The 15,481-nt window shown below is 60.0% G+C and carries 17 protein-coding genes; 3 read left to right on the top strand and 14 right to left on the bottom strand.

The window, feature by feature from the left end; all coding sequences use genetic code 11:
• Positions 1-65: 65 nt before the first annotated feature.
• Positions 66-299 (top strand): PP0621 family protein, encoded by a 234-nt coding sequence (locus JFU58_RS07445; protein ID WP_081253077.1) that lies wholly within the window; start codon positions 66-68, stop codon positions 297-299.
• On the opposite strand, the gene thiO is transcribed toward JFU58_RS07445, so the two are convergent.
• The 5 genes from thiO to pilV form a co-directional block, all read right to left on the bottom strand.
• The gene (thiO, locus tag JFU58_RS07450) at positions 286-1,395 is read right to left on the bottom strand and encodes a glycine oxidase ThiO (RefSeq protein ID WP_201140154.1); all 1,110 of its coding nucleotides are present in this window, start codon (positions 1,393-1,395) and stop codon (positions 286-288) included. The two genes, JFU58_RS07445 and thiO, sit on opposite strands and share 14 nt — an antisense overlap.
• A gap of 62 nt (positions 1,396-1,457) precedes the next feature.
• Positions 1,458-1,859: a type IV pilin protein gene (locus JFU58_RS07455; RefSeq protein ID WP_063027038.1), complete on the bottom strand. Its 402-nt coding sequence runs from the start codon at positions 1,857-1,859 to the stop codon at positions 1,458-1,460.
• A gap of 12 nt (positions 1,860-1,871) precedes the next feature.
• Entirely contained in the window at positions 1,872-2,399 is a 528-nt protein-coding gene (locus tag JFU58_RS07460) for a pilus assembly PilX family protein (protein ID WP_093204942.1), read from the bottom strand.
• Positions 2,400-2,406: 7 nt separating this feature from the next.
• On the bottom strand, positions 2,407-3,114 hold the full coding sequence (locus tag JFU58_RS07465; RefSeq protein ID WP_063027034.1) for a PilW family protein: 708 nt from the start codon (positions 3,112-3,114) through the stop codon (positions 2,407-2,409).
• The gene (gene pilV, locus JFU58_RS07470; RefSeq protein ID WP_063027032.1) at positions 3,111-3,587 is read right to left on the bottom strand and encodes a type IV pilus modification protein PilV; all 477 of its coding nucleotides are present in this window, start codon (positions 3,585-3,587) and stop codon (positions 3,111-3,113) included. Before pilV ends, JFU58_RS07465 begins: the two co-directional genes overlap by 4 nt.
• 219 nt (positions 3,588-3,806) lie before the next feature.
• Here pilV and JFU58_RS07475 point away from each other — a divergent pair, with 219 nt between their 5' ends.
• Entirely contained in the window at positions 3,807-4,388 is a 582-nt protein-coding gene (locus JFU58_RS07475) for a GspH/FimT family pseudopilin (RefSeq protein ID WP_063027030.1), read from the top strand.
• Here JFU58_RS07475 and ispH read toward each other — a convergent pair.
• The 6 genes from ispH to murJ form a co-directional block, all read right to left on the bottom strand.
• On the bottom strand, positions 4,342-5,289 hold the full coding sequence (gene ispH / locus JFU58_RS07480) for a 4-hydroxy-3-methylbut-2-enyl diphosphate reductase (protein ID WP_063027028.1): 948 nt from the start codon (positions 5,287-5,289) through the stop codon (positions 4,342-4,344). The genes JFU58_RS07475 and ispH overlap by 47 nt on opposite strands.
• A 102-nt stretch (positions 5,290-5,391) precedes the next feature.
• Positions 5,392-5,829, bottom strand: a complete 438-nt coding sequence (gene fkpB, locus JFU58_RS07485) for an FKBP-type peptidyl-prolyl cis-trans isomerase (RefSeq protein ID WP_003215879.1) — start codon at positions 5,827-5,829, stop codon at positions 5,392-5,394.
• Between the two features lie 7 nt (positions 5,830-5,836).
• Positions 5,837-6,346 carry a signal peptidase II gene (gene lspA, locus JFU58_RS07490; protein WP_003215877.1) on the bottom strand — a complete coding sequence of 170 codons (510 nt, stop codon included), beginning with the start codon at positions 6,344-6,346 and terminating at the stop codon, positions 5,837-5,839.
• Positions 6,339-9,170: an isoleucine--tRNA ligase gene (gene ileS / locus JFU58_RS07495; RefSeq protein ID WP_201140155.1), complete on the bottom strand. Its 2,832-nt coding sequence runs from the start codon at positions 9,168-9,170 to the stop codon at positions 6,339-6,341. The genes lspA and ileS overlap by 8 nt, the downstream gene beginning before the upstream one ends.
• Positions 9,171-9,183: 13 nt before the next feature.
• Positions 9,184-10,122, bottom strand: a complete 939-nt coding sequence (gene ribF / locus JFU58_RS07500) for a bifunctional riboflavin kinase/FAD synthetase (RefSeq protein ID WP_076014011.1) — start codon at positions 10,120-10,122, stop codon at positions 9,184-9,186.
• 118 nt (positions 10,123-10,240) lie between these two features.
• Positions 10,241-11,779, bottom strand: coding sequence for a murein biosynthesis integral membrane protein MurJ (gene murJ / locus JFU58_RS07505; RefSeq protein ID WP_063027022.1), 1,539 nt, complete (start codon positions 11,777-11,779; stop codon positions 10,241-10,243).
• Between the two features lie 254 nt (positions 11,780-12,033).
• Between murJ and rpsT the strand changes: the two genes are divergently transcribed.
• Positions 12,034-12,312, top strand: coding sequence for a 30S ribosomal protein S20 (gene rpsT, locus JFU58_RS07510; protein ID WP_003215870.1), 279 nt, complete (start codon positions 12,034-12,036; stop codon positions 12,310-12,312).
• A gap of 100 nt (positions 12,313-12,412) precedes the next feature.
• Here the strand turns inward: rpsT and JFU58_RS07515 are convergent, their stop codons facing one another.
• From JFU58_RS07515 to cgtA, 3 genes are all read right to left on the bottom strand, one after another.
• On the bottom strand, positions 12,413-12,877 hold the full coding sequence (locus tag JFU58_RS07515; RefSeq protein ID WP_063027020.1) for a CreA family protein: 465 nt from the start codon (positions 12,875-12,877) through the stop codon (positions 12,413-12,415).
• Between the two features lie 17 nt (positions 12,878-12,894).
• The gene (gene proB / locus JFU58_RS07520) at positions 12,895-14,013 is read right to left on the bottom strand and encodes a glutamate 5-kinase (RefSeq protein WP_201140157.1); all 1,119 of its coding nucleotides are present in this window, start codon (positions 14,011-14,013) and stop codon (positions 12,895-12,897) included.
• A gap of 123 nt (positions 14,014-14,136) precedes the next feature.
• Positions 14,137-15,360, bottom strand: a complete 1,224-nt coding sequence (gene cgtA, locus JFU58_RS07525) for an Obg family GTPase CgtA (protein WP_003215864.1) — start codon at positions 15,358-15,360, stop codon at positions 14,137-14,139.
• Positions 15,361-15,481 lie beyond the last annotated feature (121 nt).

The raw sequence follows: 15,481 nt of genomic DNA on the forward strand, positions 1-15,481 counted from the left end.
TTGCGCTGTGCGCCTGTCACGTCCTTGGCTAAACTGCCGCATTCCTTGTCGAGAAGCTGCCCACCATGGTTCGTCTACTGTTCTGGATCGCCGTTATTGCTGCCGCGGTATGGTTTTGGCGCAAATTCAAAAGCCCGGCCGCCAAACAGCAGCGGCCCAGCGAGCAAGGCCCGATCCAAATGGTTCGTTGCGCCCACTGCGGCCTTCACCTGCCACAGGATCGCGCCTTGAGCCAGCGCCAGGAATGGTATTGCACCCAGGCGCATCTCGAGCAAGGGCCGAAATCTATCCAGCGTTGATCCGGCCTGCTGGCGCGTACGGCGCCGGATCAATGATCGGCTTACGCTCCAGCAACAAATCGGCAAACAATTGGCAGGACGCCGGCGCCAGCACCAGGCCGTTGCGATAATGCCCGCAGTTGAGCCATAGCCCATCAAACCCTGGCACCTTGCCAATATAGGGAATGCCTTCCGGCGACCCGGGCCGCAAGCCGGCCCAATGCCCCACCACCTCGGCATCGGCCAGGGCAGGAATCAGATCTACAGCAGAGGCTTTCAGGCTTTCCAGTGCGGAATCGGTGGGCGTCTTGTCGAACCCCTCATGCTCCAGAGTACTGCCGATCAGGATGTGACCGTCTCGCCGGGGAATCGCATAACGCCCCTTGGCCAGGACCATGCACGACAGGAAGTCCGACGCGCATTTGTACAAAATCATCTGCCCCTTGACCGGCTCCACGGGCAATACCAGCCCAAGGCTACCCAGTAACTCACCGCTCCAGGCTCCGGCAGCAAGCACGACCTGATCGCCACGGATCGGCCCGAGCGCCGTAGTCACCCCGACAACCTTACCGCCCTCCTGAATAAACCCTTGAACCGCGCATTGCTCGTGAATCGTCACTCCCGGCAGGGCCAACAAGGCCGCCTTGAGGGATTTGACCAACCGCGGATTACGCACATTGGCCACATCCGCCATATAGATCGCCTGGGAAAAACCGGCACCCAGCACCGGTACCGCGTCATGGGCAGCGGAAACATCCACCTTGCTCAGCGGGCGCCCTTCGCGGGCTGCCCAGGCAAGCGCCTCGGCCTCATCCTCCAGGTCCAGCCAATACAGGCCAGTGGTGTGGACTTCCGGGTCAACGCCGGTAGCCGCGAACAGACGCGCTGCCAGTTGCGGGTAAAAATCCTGGGACCAGTGCGCCAGTGCAGTCACCGCCGGGCTATAGCGCCATGGGTACAGCGGGGAAACAATACCGCCGCCAGCCCAGGAAGACTCCTGCCCGACCACGGAGCGATCCAGCAGCACAACCACCTGCCCCTGGGACGCCAGGTTGAACGCCGTCAACAAGCCGATTACCCCACCACCCACAACCACTACTTGCTGTTGCTTAGCCATTGTTCGATCCAGCCGATAAAAAGAAAAAGGCACGCCCGGCGCCCAATCGTCCAGCTTCCTCATCATTGCCCCCAGCACGCCTTGTGCGTCATATCAGGCGCGGCGCCCGGATTGCTTCGCGCACCGGCACTGGTGAGGCTGAAGGCTGCACAGGGATCGCCCGCCATCACCGAGTCAACTGCGGGCGTGGCAAGCAGAACGAAATCCTGAGGGTTCAATGCAGGAGTGATTCTATAGCGATCGTTGCCGGCGATGACGCCAGTTGCATCAATAAAAGTGCCATTCCTCGAGTAATAACGCTCAAGGTGCTGAGCTTGCTCGGTCAGCAACCCGGCAATTTCGGCGCGATAGACCTTTTTCATATGGCTCGTATAGCCGGGATAGGCGACGCTAACCAGAAGGCCGATGATCGCCACGGCGACCAATAATTCGATCAGGGTGAAACCAGTGCAATCCTTGCTCATCGTGCTGCTCACCTATTGAAGTTGTCGCCACATGATTCGTCGAAAACGCTCACCGGCGCCGCTGCCCACGCGCGCATACACCGTCTCCAGGACGGAACGCGAATGACCGCTGATTCCCACCGACGTCACTCGATAAAGGGTGGCTTGGGTCTCTGCCGGGAGATGAGCCAAGCCCATCCCCTGCCCCAGGTTTTGAATACCGTAAACGCCATCTTTCATCCCCACCCACGTGACAGCCGACACGGGGTTCGTCCCTGGTCCCACTACCGAAACCGACTCGGGAGGGGGTGCACACGCAACAGTTGAGTGGCAAGGACGCAGGGCAAAACCAGGCGCCTGCACCACGGACTCTCCAAGCCTGAGGCCGCTTTCGGCCAGCTGAAACGACTGATTGCGCTGTCGAACGCTGCCGGTCATTTTTTCTTGCGAGATGGCCCCCTGCATCGAAGATACCCCGAGGAGCGCCAACAACAGCAGGAACACCAGGCTGATCAGCAAAACCATGCCTGCCTGCCTCGAACGAGAGCGGTTATAACCCATGGACGAGCTACTCCAGACGATTACGTAGCGCAGCTACAACGCTGTAGGTCTGGTCTTTCACGAGCCCATTTGGGTCTTGAAGCGTCAGCAGAACCCGCACACTGCGTATAAGCGACTCGTCACCGGGGCTAGGGTCGTATCGGCTGACAACCGTTGAACCCGCCTTCCCGGCCACCCCGAAACTGATATCGAAAGCCCCCACGTTATCCACCAGTACCGCCTTGCTCGGGGCTGCCAGTGTGCTGAGCCTCAATTGCCCGCCTTCGAAGGTGTAAGTCAGCTTGCGCAGTGGAAAGCGGATCTGCCCGGGTGCCGCTGCCGGCGGGCTTCCTCCATAGGCCTGGGCAGAACCGGTGCAATCGGAAAGCACCGTCCAGTCAGGCTTGCTGCCGCCCTCTCCGACGTCAGCGGTCACCAGTGTCAGGGACCGAGAGTTGCCGGTAGAGCTCCAACCGATGGGGCGGTCGAACCCTGCGGGAGCGTTGCTGATTGATGCGGTGGACAGGCAACCAAACATGCCTGCCTGGCGTATTTCCTGAATCAGTTTGCCCAGGACAAACCGTGCATCATCCTGCAACAACGAAGCCGCGCGCTGGCTGGCATGAGTGGTTCGGGAGCTGAGCGCAATCTGGGTCACCCCCATGATCAGCAGCAGGCCGAGAGCCAATGCAAGCAGCAACTCCACCAGGCTGAAACCGCGAGCAGCGCCGGTCATGGCAACCCCCTCGGGTCGACGGCGACCCGGCTGGTCAGGGTGAACGTTTCCCGGGCGCCTTGAGCCTTGGCTCCACGGGAGTCGTCCCAACTGATACTGATGGTCACCTCTCGCTGATTGACCGCAACCGAACCCTTGGCGCTCTCCCCCGCAAATCCTGCGATGTTGGCTTCAAAATCGTGCAGGTCCAGATCACGGACACTCGCGACAGAAGTACTGGGGGGCGCACGCTCGCTCTGCCCCCAGGAGTAATCAGCGCCCGAGTTGGCACGGATCCGGTCGAGCATGTCGTACGCGATGAAACTGGCCTGGCTGGTCATCCTGGAACTGTCGGTGTATTTCAGCGCATTGAGCTGAATCACCGCAGCCCCCAGCAGGCCGACGGCAAGGATCAGCACAGATACCAGGACCTCGATAAGGGTCATCCCGGCCTGGGTCGGTTGGTGGCGAGGTGTTACGGAGCAAGCGTTCATTACCATCGTCATCCGTGTCGAAGGTCATCAAAGGCAGCGGAAAATCTGCGGTGCGAGGCAAGACTAGCGCCGGTCTCGTCTGAGCGCTGCACCCCGGAACAATGGGAAATACTTTGGACAGGATGGCCATCATTCAACGCCCCAGCCTGGGCGCTATAACTATGTCTGCCATCCGGCACTGACTGAAAAAAGCACACCGCGTCCACGGAGGGACGGCATATGACACAACGAGGTTTCTCGCTGATTGAGCTAATTCTGGGCCTGTTCCTGAGCGGCATCCTGGCCAATCTGGCAGTGCCGAGCCTCAAGGGGTTGCTTGAGTCGCAACGACGACAGAACGCCGCCGAATCCCTCGCCGGAGGGGTGCGTTACGCCCGTACGGAAGCCATCGCGCGCAATCGCACGGTGGTTATCCATGCGCTGGATGATGATTGGAGCCGGGGATGGAGGGTAATACTGGACCTGAACGGTCGCGGCCATCTGGACGATCAGAACCCGGTGCTGCTGGAGCGCCAGGACAATGGCCAGATACCGATTGTGGGAAATACGCCGGTGAGAACCCAGATACGCTTCAGCGGCCTGGGTGAACCATTGCTCTCCGCAGGGGCTTTCAGCGCCGGCACCGTTCACGTGTGTGCGACGGACCAGCAACTGAGCCTGTATCAAATAGTGCTGGCGGCCAGCGGGCGCATCAGCCTGCGCAGTAACAAAACCGAGCAGGCGCTGTGCCGGGGATACGCTGGCACCTTGGGACTCAGAGCAGCGAACGAACCCGCAGCTCCTTGGGCATGGAGAAAGTGATGTTTTCTTCACGGCCCGCCAGTTCATCAGCGCCCGTGGCGCCCCAGGCCTGCAGTTGCTGAATAACGCCACGCACCAGCACTTCCGGGGCCGAGGCACCCGCCGTGATGCCGATGCGCTCGACGCCATCGAACCAGCCGCGCTGCATGTCTTCGGCACCATCGATCAGGTAAGCCGGGGTGGCCATGCGCTCGGCCAGTTCCCGCAGACGGTTGGAGTTGGAGCTGTTTGGGCTGCCCACCACCAGCACCACGTCGCACTCGTCGGCCAATTGCTTGACCGCATCCTGGCGGTTTTGCGTGGCGTAGCAGATGTCGTCCTTGCGCGGCCCGCCAATCGCGGGGAAGCGCGTACGCAACGCATCGATGACACGGCTGGTGTCATCCATCGACAAGGTGGTCTGGGTAACGAAGGCCAGCTTCTCAGGGTTGTGCACCTGCAACGCGGCGACGTCTTTTTCGTCTTCCACCAGGTAGATCGCGCCGCCATTGCTGGCGTCGTACTGACCCATGGTGCCTTCGACTTCCGGGTGACCGGCGTGGCCTATCAGAATGCATTCACGACCATCACGGCTGTAGCGCGCGACCTCGATATGCACCTTGGTCACCAGCGGGCAGGTAGCATCGAATACCTTCAGGCCACGGCCAGCAGCTTCGGTGCGTACAGCCTGAGAAACACCGTGGGCGCTGAAAATGACGATAACGTCGTCCGGCACCTGGTCCAGCTCTTCAACGAAGATGGCACCGCGACTGCGCAGGTCTTCGACCACGAACTTGTTGTGGACGACTTCATGGCGCACGTAAATCGGCGGACCGAAGACTTCCAGGGCGCGGTTGACGATTTCAATCGCCCGGTCCACGCCGGCGCAGAAGCCACGGGGGTTGGCGAGTTTGATTTGCATGCTGTGCCTCGTGTCTTGCCCTGTAGGAGAGAACTTGTGTGGCGAGGGAGCATGCTCCCTCGCCACAACAAGCTCGCGCCTACAGTAGGCCGATTTCGTTAGTTACAGCGCTTTAACGTCGATGATTTCGACATCAAAGGTCAAGGTTTTCCCGGCCAACGGGTGGTTGAAATCGATGGTCACTTGCGCGTCATCAAAGGCCTTCACCACACCCGGCAGTTCGGTATTCGCCGCATCGTTGAAGATCACCAGCAAGCCTTCCGACAGCTCCATGTCCTGGAACTGCGAACGCGGGATGATCTGCACGTTTTGCGGGTTGGGCTGGCCAAAGGCGTTTTCCGGCAGGATCTGCAGGTTGCGCTTGTCGCCGGCCTTGAAACCGAACAGTGCCGCTTCGAAACCCGGCAGCAGGTTGCCGTCGCCGACCTTGAAGGTCGCCGGGGCCTTGTCGAAGGTGCTGTCGACCGTGTCGCCATTCTCCAGGCGCAATGCGAAATGCAAAGTGACTTCCGTGTTCTGGCCGATGCGTTGCTCAGCCAATACCTGTTCAGTCATGAACGGTCTCTCCGGTTTTCTTACTTTTGAACATATCCAACGCCAGCATGATTGCACCGACGGTGATGGCGCTGTCGGCAAAGTTGAACGCCGGGAAGTACCAGCGGTTCTGCCAATGCACCAGAATAAAGTCGATCACATGGCCCAGCGCAATACGGTCGTACAAGTTGCCCAATGCGCCACCCAGCACTAGCGCCAAAGCGACGGCCAGCCAAGTGTCGTTGCGCCCCAGGCGCTTGAGCCAGACCACCAGCACGGCACTGACCACTACGGCGATCAGGGCAAACAGCCAGCGCTGCCATCCGGAGCTGTCAGCCAGGAAGCTGAACGCAGCGCCGGTGTTGTAGGCCAGGGTCCAGCTGAAGTAGTCAGGAATCACCACGATCTGCTGGTACATCTCCAGGGCGCCCTCGAAGTGAGCCTTGCTGAGCTGGTCAATGACCAGCACCAGCACGCTCAACACAAGCAAGCCCAGGCGTCCAAAACGACTGGCTTCAGGCATAGTGACGAACCTCGCCAGCGCCAGAGATGTTGTCGACGCAACGACCGCAGATTTCCGGATGCTCAGGGTTCACGCCGACATCTTCACGGCAGTGCCAGCAACGGGCGCACTTGGCGAAGGACGACTTGACCACTTTAAGCTTGAGGCCCGGGACTTCAGTCGCCACGGCGTCCGCCGGAGCCTGAGTAAACGGTGCCAAGCTGGCGGTGGACGTGATCAAGACGAAGCGCAGTTCGTTGCTCAACTTGGCCAGGTCGGCGGTCAGGCCTTCCTCGGCAAACAGCGTGACTTCGGCCTGCAGGTTGCCGCCTACGGCCTTCGCCGCGCGCTGCACTTCCAGCTCCTTGTTCACGGCAACCTTGACGGCCATCACGCCTTCCCAGTACTCGCGGCCCAGTTCGAAGTCAGCCGGCAATTCGGTCAGGCCTTCGTACCAGGTGTTGAGCATCACGGACTCGTTACGCTCGCCCGGCAGGTATTCCCACAGCTCATCGGCGGTGAACGCCAGGATCGGCGCGATCCAGCGCACCAGCGCCTCAGAGATGTGGTACAGCGCGGTTTGCGCCGAACGGCGTGCCTTGCTGTTGGCGCCAGTGGTGTACTGGCGGTCCTTGATGATGTCGAGGTAGAAACCACCCAGCTCCTGCACGCAGAAGTTGTGGATCTTCGAGTAGACGTTCCAGAAGCGGTATTCGCCGTAGTGCTCTTGCAGCTCGCGCTGCAGCAACAGGGTACGGTCCACGGCCCAACGGTCCAGGGCGAGCATTTCCTCGGCCGGCAGGATGTCGGTGGCCGGGTTGAAACCGGTCAGGTTCGAGAGCATGAAACGTGCGGTATTACGGATCCGGCGGTAGGCATCGGCGCTGCGCTGCAGGATCTGCTCGGACACGGCCATCTCGCCCGAATAATCGGTAGAGGCAACCCACAGGCGCATGATGTCGGCGCCCAAGGTGTCGTTGACCTTTTGCGGCGCGATCACGTTGCCCAAGGACTTGGACATCTTGCGACCGTTCTCGTCGACGGTGAAACCGTGGGTCAGCAGCTCGCGGTACGGGGCGTGATCGTCGATCGCGCAGCCGGTCAGCAACGAGGAGTGGAACCAGCCACGGTGTTGGTCGGAACCTTCCAGGTACAGATCGGCACGCGGGCCGGTCTCGTGACCCATCGGGTGTGAACCGCGCAATACGTGCCAGTGGGTGGTACCGGAGTCGAACCACACGTCGAGGGTGTCGCTGATCTTGTCGTACAGCGGCGCTTCGTCGCCCAGCAGCTCGGCGGCGTCCAGCTTGAACCAGGCTTCGATGCCTTCTTGTTCAACACGCTGGGCCACCACTTCCATCAGCTCGACGGTACGTGGATGCAGCTCGCCGCTTTCCTTGCTCAGGAAGAACGGGATCGGCACGCCCCAGTTACGCTGGCGGGAGATGCACCAGTCCGGACGGTTGGCGATCATCGAGTGCAGGCGCGCCTGACCCCAGGCCGGAACGAACTTGGTGTCTTCGATCGCCTTGATCGCACGCTTGCGCAGGGTTTCGCCGCTGGTCGGCTCTTTGTCCATACCGATAAACCACTGCGCGGTGGCGCGGTAGATCAGCGGGGTTTTGTGACGCCAGCAGTGCATGTAGCTGTGGGTGATGGTTTCGGTGTGCAGCAGCGCACCGACTTCAGCCAGCTTGTCGACGATCGCCGGGTTGGCCTTGAAGATGAACTGGCCACCGAAGAATTCCAGGGACGGCGAGTAGACGCCGTTGCTTTGCACTGGATTGATGATGTCGTCGTTGACCAGGCCGTACTGCTTGCAGATCACGAAGTCGTCTACGCCATAGGCAGGCGAGCAGTGAACCACGCCGGTGCCAGCGCCCAGTTCAACGTACTCGGCCAGGTAGATTGGCGACAGACGGTCGTAGAACGGGTGACGGAAGTTGATCAGTTCCAGCGCGGAGCCGGTGGTGGTCGCGATTACCGAGCCTTGCAGGTTGTAGCGGGCAAGGCACGACTCGACCAGCTCTTCAGCCAGCACCAGCAGCTTGTCACCGACGTCCACCAGGGCGTAGGTGAATTCCGGGTGCACGTTCAGCGCCTGGTTGGCCGGGATGGTCCACGGGGTGGTGGTCCAGATCACGATGGAGGCTGGCTTGGCCAGGCTCGCCAGGCCGAAGGCTTCAGCCAGTTTGGCTTCGTCGGCGATCGGGAAGGCGACGTCGATGGTCGAGGACTTTTTGTCTTCGTACTCGACTTCTGCTTCAGCCAGGGCCGAGCCGCAATCGAAGCACCAGTTCACGGGCTTGAGGCCCTTGAACACGAAACCGCCCTTGACGATCTCGGCCAAGGCGCGGATTTCACCGGCCTCGTTCTTGAAGTCCATGGTCTTGTACGGGTTGGCCCAGTCGCCCAATACACCCAGGCGGATGAATTCGGACTTCTGCCCTTCGATCTGCTCGGTGGCGTAGGCACGGCACAGTTCGCGGGTTTTGTCCGCGCCCAGGTTCTTGCCGTAGGTCACTTCGACTTTGTGTTCGATCGGCAGGCCGTGGCAGTCCCAGCCCGGGACATAAGGCGCGTCGAAGCCCGAAAGGGTTTTCGAGCGAACGATCATGTCCTTGAGAATCTTGTTCAGCGCATGACCGATATGAATCGTACCGTTGGCATAAGGAGGGCCGTCGTGCAGGACGAATTTCGGACGATCCTTGCCAATCTCGCGCAACTTTCCGTACAGGCCAATACTGTCCCAGCGCTGCAGGATCTGCGGTTCGCGCTGTGGCAGGCCGGCCTTCATTGGGAAGGCGGTGTCCGGAAGGTTTAGCGTGGCTTTATAGTCGGTCATTTAAGGCTCTTCATTAGCGATGGGCGCTAGGTGCGGCTAGTGCACGGGCGGCGGCGACATCCGCATTGATCGCCGTTTTCAACGCCTCCAGGGAGGCGAAACGCTGCTCTTCACGCAGCTTTTGGTGGAAAGCCACCGTCAAACGCCGGTCATACAAATCACCGGCAAAATCCAAAAGGTGAACTTCCAGGTGGGCTTTGCCATCACCTGCAACCGTGGGCCTGACGCCTATATTGGCGACTCCGGGCCACGATTGGCCGTCGATGTCGACACTCACCAGGTAAACCCCGGTCAGTGGCACACGACGGCGCTTGAGCTGCACGTTGGCGGTTGGCGTGCCCAGTTGGCGCGCCAGCTTCTGGCCGTGCAGGACCCGCCCGGCAATCCGGAACGGGCGACCGAGCAAACGCTCGGCCAAGGCGAAGTCGGCAGCGGCCAGGGCGTTACGCACCTGGGTACTGCTCACGCGCAGGCCGTCCAGTTCGACGGTTTGCGCGGCTTCGACGGTAAAACCCTGGGTAACGCCGGCCTGTTGCAGGAAATCGAAATCCCCTACCCGGTCGCAACCGAAACGGAAGTCATCGCCGACCTCCAGGTGCTGCACGCCCAGACCATCCACCAGGATACGGTCGACGAACTCGGCGGCGCTGAGGCTGCGCAAGCGCTGGTTGAAAGCCAGGCAGAGGACACGGTCCACGCCTTCTTCAGCCAGCAATTGCAGCTTGTCCCGAAGTCGGGCCAGACGCGCCGGCGCCGTCTCCGGGGTAAAGAATTCACGGGGCTGTGGTTCAAAAATCACCACGCAGCTGGGCACGCCCAACTCAACCGCACGCTCACGCAGACGGGCCAGGATAGCCTGGTGGCCACGGTGAACACCGTCAAAGTTGCCAATAGTGGCGACGCAGCCCCGATGCTGGGGGCGCAGGTTGTGGAGACCTCGAACCAGCTGCATAACGCGCTTCTTGCTCATAAAGTGGTCGATTATAACCACACCCGGCCCCGGACGACAGGCAACAGCGCAGGCCATTTGCGCGAATCGATAAAACAACCGCCTTATCGACGAAAAGTCTCTAGCTCAGCGACTTGCGATTGAAATCCCGTAAACGGAAGCCCATCAGCAGCAACATGCCGAAGTACACCACCACGCCAGCGACCACCAATGCACCGAGGCGCATGAAGCGCTCCAGCATATGGCCCTGATCCCAGGCAGGCATGAAGTGCATCAGCCCCAGTAGCACTGCGGCCATCGTGCCCACCGCCACCACCAACTTGAGCCCAAACGAACCCCAGCCTGCCTGAGGCTGGAACATTTTCTGTTTGCGTAGCTGATAAAACAGCAGCCCGGCATTAATGCAGGCACCCACACTGATTGCCAGCGCCAGCCCCGCATGCTTCAGCGGACCGATAAACGCCAGGTTGAGCAGCTGTGTAACCACCAGGGTGAAGATCGCGATCTTTACCGGCGTACGAATGTTTTGTTGAGCATAAAAGCCGGGGGCCAGCACCTTGATCACGATAATGCCCAGCAGGCCGACGGAATAGGCGATCAGCGCACGCTGCGTCATCGAGGCGTCAAACGCGGTGAACTGACCGTACTGGAACAGCGCAACCGTCAGCGGCTCAGCGAGCAACCCCAAGGCCACGGCGCACGGCAGCACCAGCACGAAGCACAGGCGCAGGCCCCAGTCGAGAATCCGCGAGTACTCGTGGCGGTCTTTGCTGGCATAGGTGCGGGACAGCGTTGGCAGCAGGATGGTGCCGAGCGCCACGCCCAGTACGCCGGACGGCAGCTCCATCAGACGGTCGGCGTAGTACATCCACGATACGGAGCCCGAGACCAGCAACGAGGCAAAGGCGGTATTGATGATCAGCGAGATCTGGCTGACGGAAACCCCCAGGATTGCCGGCAGCATGTTGCGCATCACCCGCCAGACCCCGGTGTCTTTAAGGTTCAGGCGCGGCAGCACGAGCATGCCGATCTTCTTCAGGTGCGGCAGCTGGTACAGCAGTTGCGCCAGGCCACCGGCCAGGACCGCCCAACCCAGGGCCATCACGGGCGGATCGAAATACGGCGTCAGGAACAGCGCGAAAATAATCATGCTGACGTTAAGCAGGGTCGGCACGAAGGCCGGCACCGAAAAACGGTTCCAGGTATTGAGGATCGCCCCGGCCAGGGACGACAGGGAAATCAGCAATATATAAGGAAAGGTCACCCTCAACAGGTCAGTGGTCAGGGCGAATTTTTCCGGTGTATTGGCAAAACCGGGGGCCGTGGCCCAGATCACCCAGGGCGCGGCAAGCATCCCGGCGATGGTCACCAACGTCAGCACCAACGTCAGCAAACCCGAAACATAGGCAATAAAGGTGCGGGTTGCCTCCTCCCCTTGCTGCGCCTTGTATTCCGCCAGAATCGGCACGAAGGCCTGAGAAAAAGCCCCCTCGGCGAAGATCCGCCGCAGCAGATTGGGCAGTTTAAAGGCAATAAAGAAGGCATCCGTGGCCATGCTGGCGCCAAAAATGCGTGCCAGCAGCGTGTCACGCACAAACCCCAGGACCCGGGAAATCATGGTGATAGAGCTGACAGCGGCCAACGATTTGAGCAGGTTCATTGAAAGAGTTTTTGCCTATAGATAAAGAGCAGGCGAACAAACGGCCCACATATGCGATACTCCGCGCCTGCAACAAGCACAGAGCCAAAGCTCGCGAGTTTACAGGTCAAGCGCCGGAAATAAATCACCCGCCTCTTAAGATCGACCACTCAGCAGTTCGCATCACACGCCCTTGACAAGACTTCAACTCATCGGCATGATTCGCGGCCTATTTTGTTTGCTATTTCCTAAAAAGTCTTTCGAGGAGCTCGACGGTGGCCAACACACCTTCCGCCAAAAAACGTGCAAAACAGGCTGAGAAGCGTCGCAGCCACAACGCCAGCCTGCGTTCCATGGTTCGTACCTACATCAAGAATGTAGTTAAAGCCATTGACGCAAAAGACGCTGAAAAAGCTCAAGCTGCTTACGTTCTGGCTGTGCCAGTTATCGACCGCATGGCCGATAAAGGCATCATCCACAAGAACAAAGCTGCTCGCCATAAAGGTCGTCTGAATGGCCACATCAAGGCTCTGAACCTTGCTGCTGCAGCCTAAGCGATAAGCTTGTTAAAAAACCGACCTCAGGGTCGGTTTTTTATTGCCTGCAATTTGAGCAAGCCAAAAAAAGAGCCGGCATGCCGGCCCTACTTGAGACTTACTGCGCAGTAGGCCACGGCAAGATCGGAATCGCCGTCACCGCGTTCTGCGGACTGCCTTCGATCAAGCGATCGCTGTAGACCAGATACACCAGGGTATTGCGCTTCTTGTCGAGGAAACGCACCACCTGCATGGTCTTGAACACCAGAGACGTGCGCTCCTTGAACACCTCATCCCCGTCCTTCAGCTCACCCTTGAAGTGAATCGCGCCCACCTGACGACAAGCAATCGACGCCTCAGCGCGATCCTCAGCCAACCCCAGGCCACCTTTCACCCCACCCGTCTTGGCACGGGACAGGTAGCACGTCACGCCATCCACCTTCGGGTCATCAAAAGCCTCGACCACAATCCGGTCATTGGGGCCGACAAACTTGAACACCGTCGACACCTGGCCAATCTCTTCGGCCGATGCCAGCAACGGCATCGCCAGCAGTAAACCGAGCAACCCCTTCATCACGCGCATCGAGAATTCCTTTTTACTTAAACCAGAATCAGGTTATCCCGGTGAACCAGCTCCGGCTCAGCCATGTAACCCAACAGACCGACAATCGCATCAGACGATTGCCCGATGATTTTCTGCGTCTCAAGGGCACTGTAGTTGGCCAGGCCACGGGCAATCTCGCGACCGTCCGGCGCCACGCACACCACCATCTCGCCACGGCGGAAGCTGCCCTGGACCAGTTTTACACCCACCGGCAGCAGGCTTTTGTTGCCTTGGGACAACGCTGAAACCGCACCAGCATCCAACACCAGGGTACCGCGCGTCTGAAGATGCCCTGCCAGCCACTGCTTGCGCGCCGCCAGCATGCCACGCTCAGGCGACAGCAGCGTACCGATGCGCTCGCCCGCCTTGAGTCGATCCAGCACCCGCTCAATCCGACCGCCAACGATGATGGTATGCGCACCAGAACGCGCCGCCAGCCGTGCCGCACGCAGCTTGGTCTGCATACCACCACGCCCCAGGGCACCACCGACACTGCCAGCCACCGCATCCAGCGCCGGATCATCGGCACGCGCCTCGTAAATCAGCTGCGCCTCAGGGTTATTGCGCGGATCAGCGTCGAACATGCCGTCGCGATCCGTGAGAATCACCAGCAAATCGGCCTCAACCAGGTTAGCCACCAGGGCCGCCAGGGTGTCGTTGTCGCCAAAGCGAATCTCGTCAGTCACCACGGTGTCATTCTCGTTGATCACCGGGATCACTTTGAGTTCAACCAAGGCGCGCAGCGTACTACGAGCATTCAGGTAGCGCTTGCGGTCGGACAAGTCGTCATGGGTCAGCAGAATCTGCGCCGTATGGCGACCGTGCTCGGCAAAGCTGGACTCCCAGGCCTGCACCAGGCCCATCTGACCAATGGCGGCAGCGGCTTGCAACTCGTGCATCGCGCTGGGTCGCGCGGTCCAGCCAAGGCGGCTCATACCGGCGGCAACCGCCCCGGACGACACCAGCACCAACTCGACGCCAGCCTCATGCAAGGCCACCATCTGGTCCACCCAGACGCTCATGGCCGCACGATCCAGCCCCTTGCCATCCGCCGTCAGCAGCGCGCTACCGATCTTAACGACCCAACGCTGCGCACCTGTCACCTTGCTCCGCATCATCTTCAACCTTAGATAGAGGGCCGCGCGACCCAGCGCCGCCCATAACGTTATTCGTGACTACCGATTTCCAGATACCAAAACGCCGCTCGATTGAGCGGCGCTTAAGTTTACTGCAACGAATCAGTCGCGCACGTAAATGATTTCCGGACCATCTTCATCATCCACGTCTTCTTCGTCCCAATCGTCGTCACCGATGTCATGGACCGACTTGACGCCACTGCGACGCAGGGCACGCTGGTCATCCAGCGCCTGCAACTGGGCACGAGCTTCGTCTTCGATGCGCTGATCCAGCTCGGCCAGCTCTGCCTTGTAGACAGGGTCGGCAGCCAGGCGGTCGGCACGGTCTTCGAGGTAACGCATGATGTCGCGAGTCAGGCGCTCAGTGCCTTCTTTGGCAATGGCCGAGATCACGTACACAGGCCCCGTCCATTCCAGGCGATCAACGATTTCCTTGACGCGCTCTTCGTGCTCTTCCTCGAGGATCTGGTCGCACTTATTCAGCACCAACCAACGATCACGCTCTGCCAGAGACGGGCTGAACTTGGTCAGCTCGCTGACAATCACTTCAGCGGCGTCCGGCGCACTGGTGTCATCCAACGGCGCCATGTCGACGAGGTGCAGCAGCAAACGGGTACGGGACAAGTGCTTGAGGAAACGAATCCCCAGACCCGCGCCGTCGGAAGCACCTTCGATCAGGCCCGGAATGTCCGCCACCACGAAGCTCTTCCAGCGATCGACACTGACCACACCCAGGTTTGGCACCAAGGTGGTGAACGGGTAATCGGCGACTTTCGGCTTGGCAGCAGACACCGAGCGAATGAATGTACTTTTGCCGGCGTTCGGCAAGCCCAGCAGGCCCACATCTGCCAGTACCTTCATTTCCAGCTTGAGGTCACGCTGTTCGCCAGGCTTGCCCGGCGTAGTCTGGCGTGGTGCACGGTTGGTACTGGATTTGAAACGGGTGTTGCCCAGGCCGTGCCAGCCGCCATGAGCCACCAGCAGGCGCTGACCGGCTTTGGTCAGGTCGCCGATGACTTCCTGGGTTGCGGAGTCGATCACGGTGGTGCCGACCGGAACCCGCAGTACCAGCTCTTCGCCTTTTTTACCGGTGCAGTCGGTGCTGCCGCCGTTGGAGCCACGCTCGGCATCAAAGTGCCGGGTGTAACGGTAGTCCACCAGGGTGTTGAGGTTTTCGTCGGCGATCATGTAGACCGAACCGCCATCACCACCATCACCACCGTTAGGACCACCGTTTTCGATGAATTTTTCCCGACGGAAACTCATGCAACCGTTACCGCCGTCGCCAGCTTTTACTCGGATCGAAACTTCATCAACAAACTTCATAACAAAACGCCTCTCGCCACACGGACGAGCTTAAGAAACCAAGACATAAGACTCTTGCAAAAATGAGCGCAGCGACCTCAAGCAACGACCGCAAATCCACTGCTTTCGCCCATCACAAACA

This window comes from Pseudomonas sp. TH34, from assembly GCF_016650865.1.
In the GTDB taxonomy this organism is placed as follows: Bacteria; Pseudomonadota; Gammaproteobacteria; order Pseudomonadales; family Pseudomonadaceae; genus Aquipseudomonas; species Aquipseudomonas yamanorum.

Excerpts from the sequence above, each read along its gene's own strand:
- ispH (WP_063027028.1), bottom strand. The coding sequence starts at position 5,289 with ATGCAAATCAAACTCGCCAACCCCCGTGGCTTCTGCGCCGGCGTGGAC.
- thiO (WP_201140154.1), bottom strand. The coding sequence starts at position 1,395 with ATGGCTAAGCAACAGCAAGTAGTGGTTGTGGGTGGTGGGGTAATCGGC.
- JFU58_RS07455 (WP_063027038.1), bottom strand. The coding sequence starts at position 1,859 with ATGAGCAAGGATTGCACTGGTTTCACCCTGATCGAATTATTGGTCGCC.
- JFU58_RS07515 (WP_063027020.1), bottom strand. The coding sequence starts at position 12,877 with ATGCGCGTGATGAAGGGGTTGCTCGGTTTACTGCTGGCGATGCCGTTG.
- ribF (WP_076014011.1), bottom strand. The coding sequence starts at position 10,122 with ATGCAGCTGGTTCGAGGTCTCCACAACCTGCGCCCCCAGCATCGGGGC.
- lspA (WP_003215877.1), bottom strand. The coding sequence starts at position 6,346 with ATGCCTGAAGCCAGTCGTTTTGGACGCCTGGGCTTGCTTGTGTTGAGC.
- cgtA (WP_003215864.1), bottom strand. The coding sequence starts at position 15,360 with ATGAAGTTTGTTGATGAAGTTTCGATCCGAGTAAAAGCTGGCGACGGC.
- JFU58_RS07465 (WP_063027034.1), bottom strand. The coding sequence starts at position 3,114 with ATGACCGGCGCTGCTCGCGGTTTCAGCCTGGTGGAGTTGCTGCTTGCA.
- murJ (WP_063027022.1), bottom strand. The coding sequence starts at position 11,779 with ATGAACCTGCTCAAATCGTTGGCCGCTGTCAGCTCTATCACCATGATT.
- pilV (WP_063027032.1), bottom strand. The coding sequence starts at position 3,587 with ATGAACGCTTGCTCCGTAACACCTCGCCACCAACCGACCCAGGCCGGG.
- JFU58_RS07445 (WP_081253077.1), top strand. The coding sequence starts at position 66 with ATGGTTCGTCTACTGTTCTGGATCGCCGTTATTGCTGCCGCGGTATGG.
- JFU58_RS07460 (WP_093204942.1), bottom strand. The coding sequence starts at position 2,399 with ATGGGTTATAACCGCTCTCGTTCGAGGCAGGCAGGCATGGTTTTGCTG.
- proB (WP_201140157.1), bottom strand. The coding sequence starts at position 14,013 with ATGCGGAGCAAGGTGACAGGTGCGCAGCGTTGGGTCGTTAAGATCGGT.
- JFU58_RS07475 (WP_063027030.1), top strand. The coding sequence starts at position 3,807 with ATGACACAACGAGGTTTCTCGCTGATTGAGCTAATTCTGGGCCTGTTC.
- ileS (WP_201140155.1), bottom strand. The coding sequence starts at position 9,170 with ATGACCGACTATAAAGCCACGCTAAACCTTCCGGACACCGCCTTCCCA.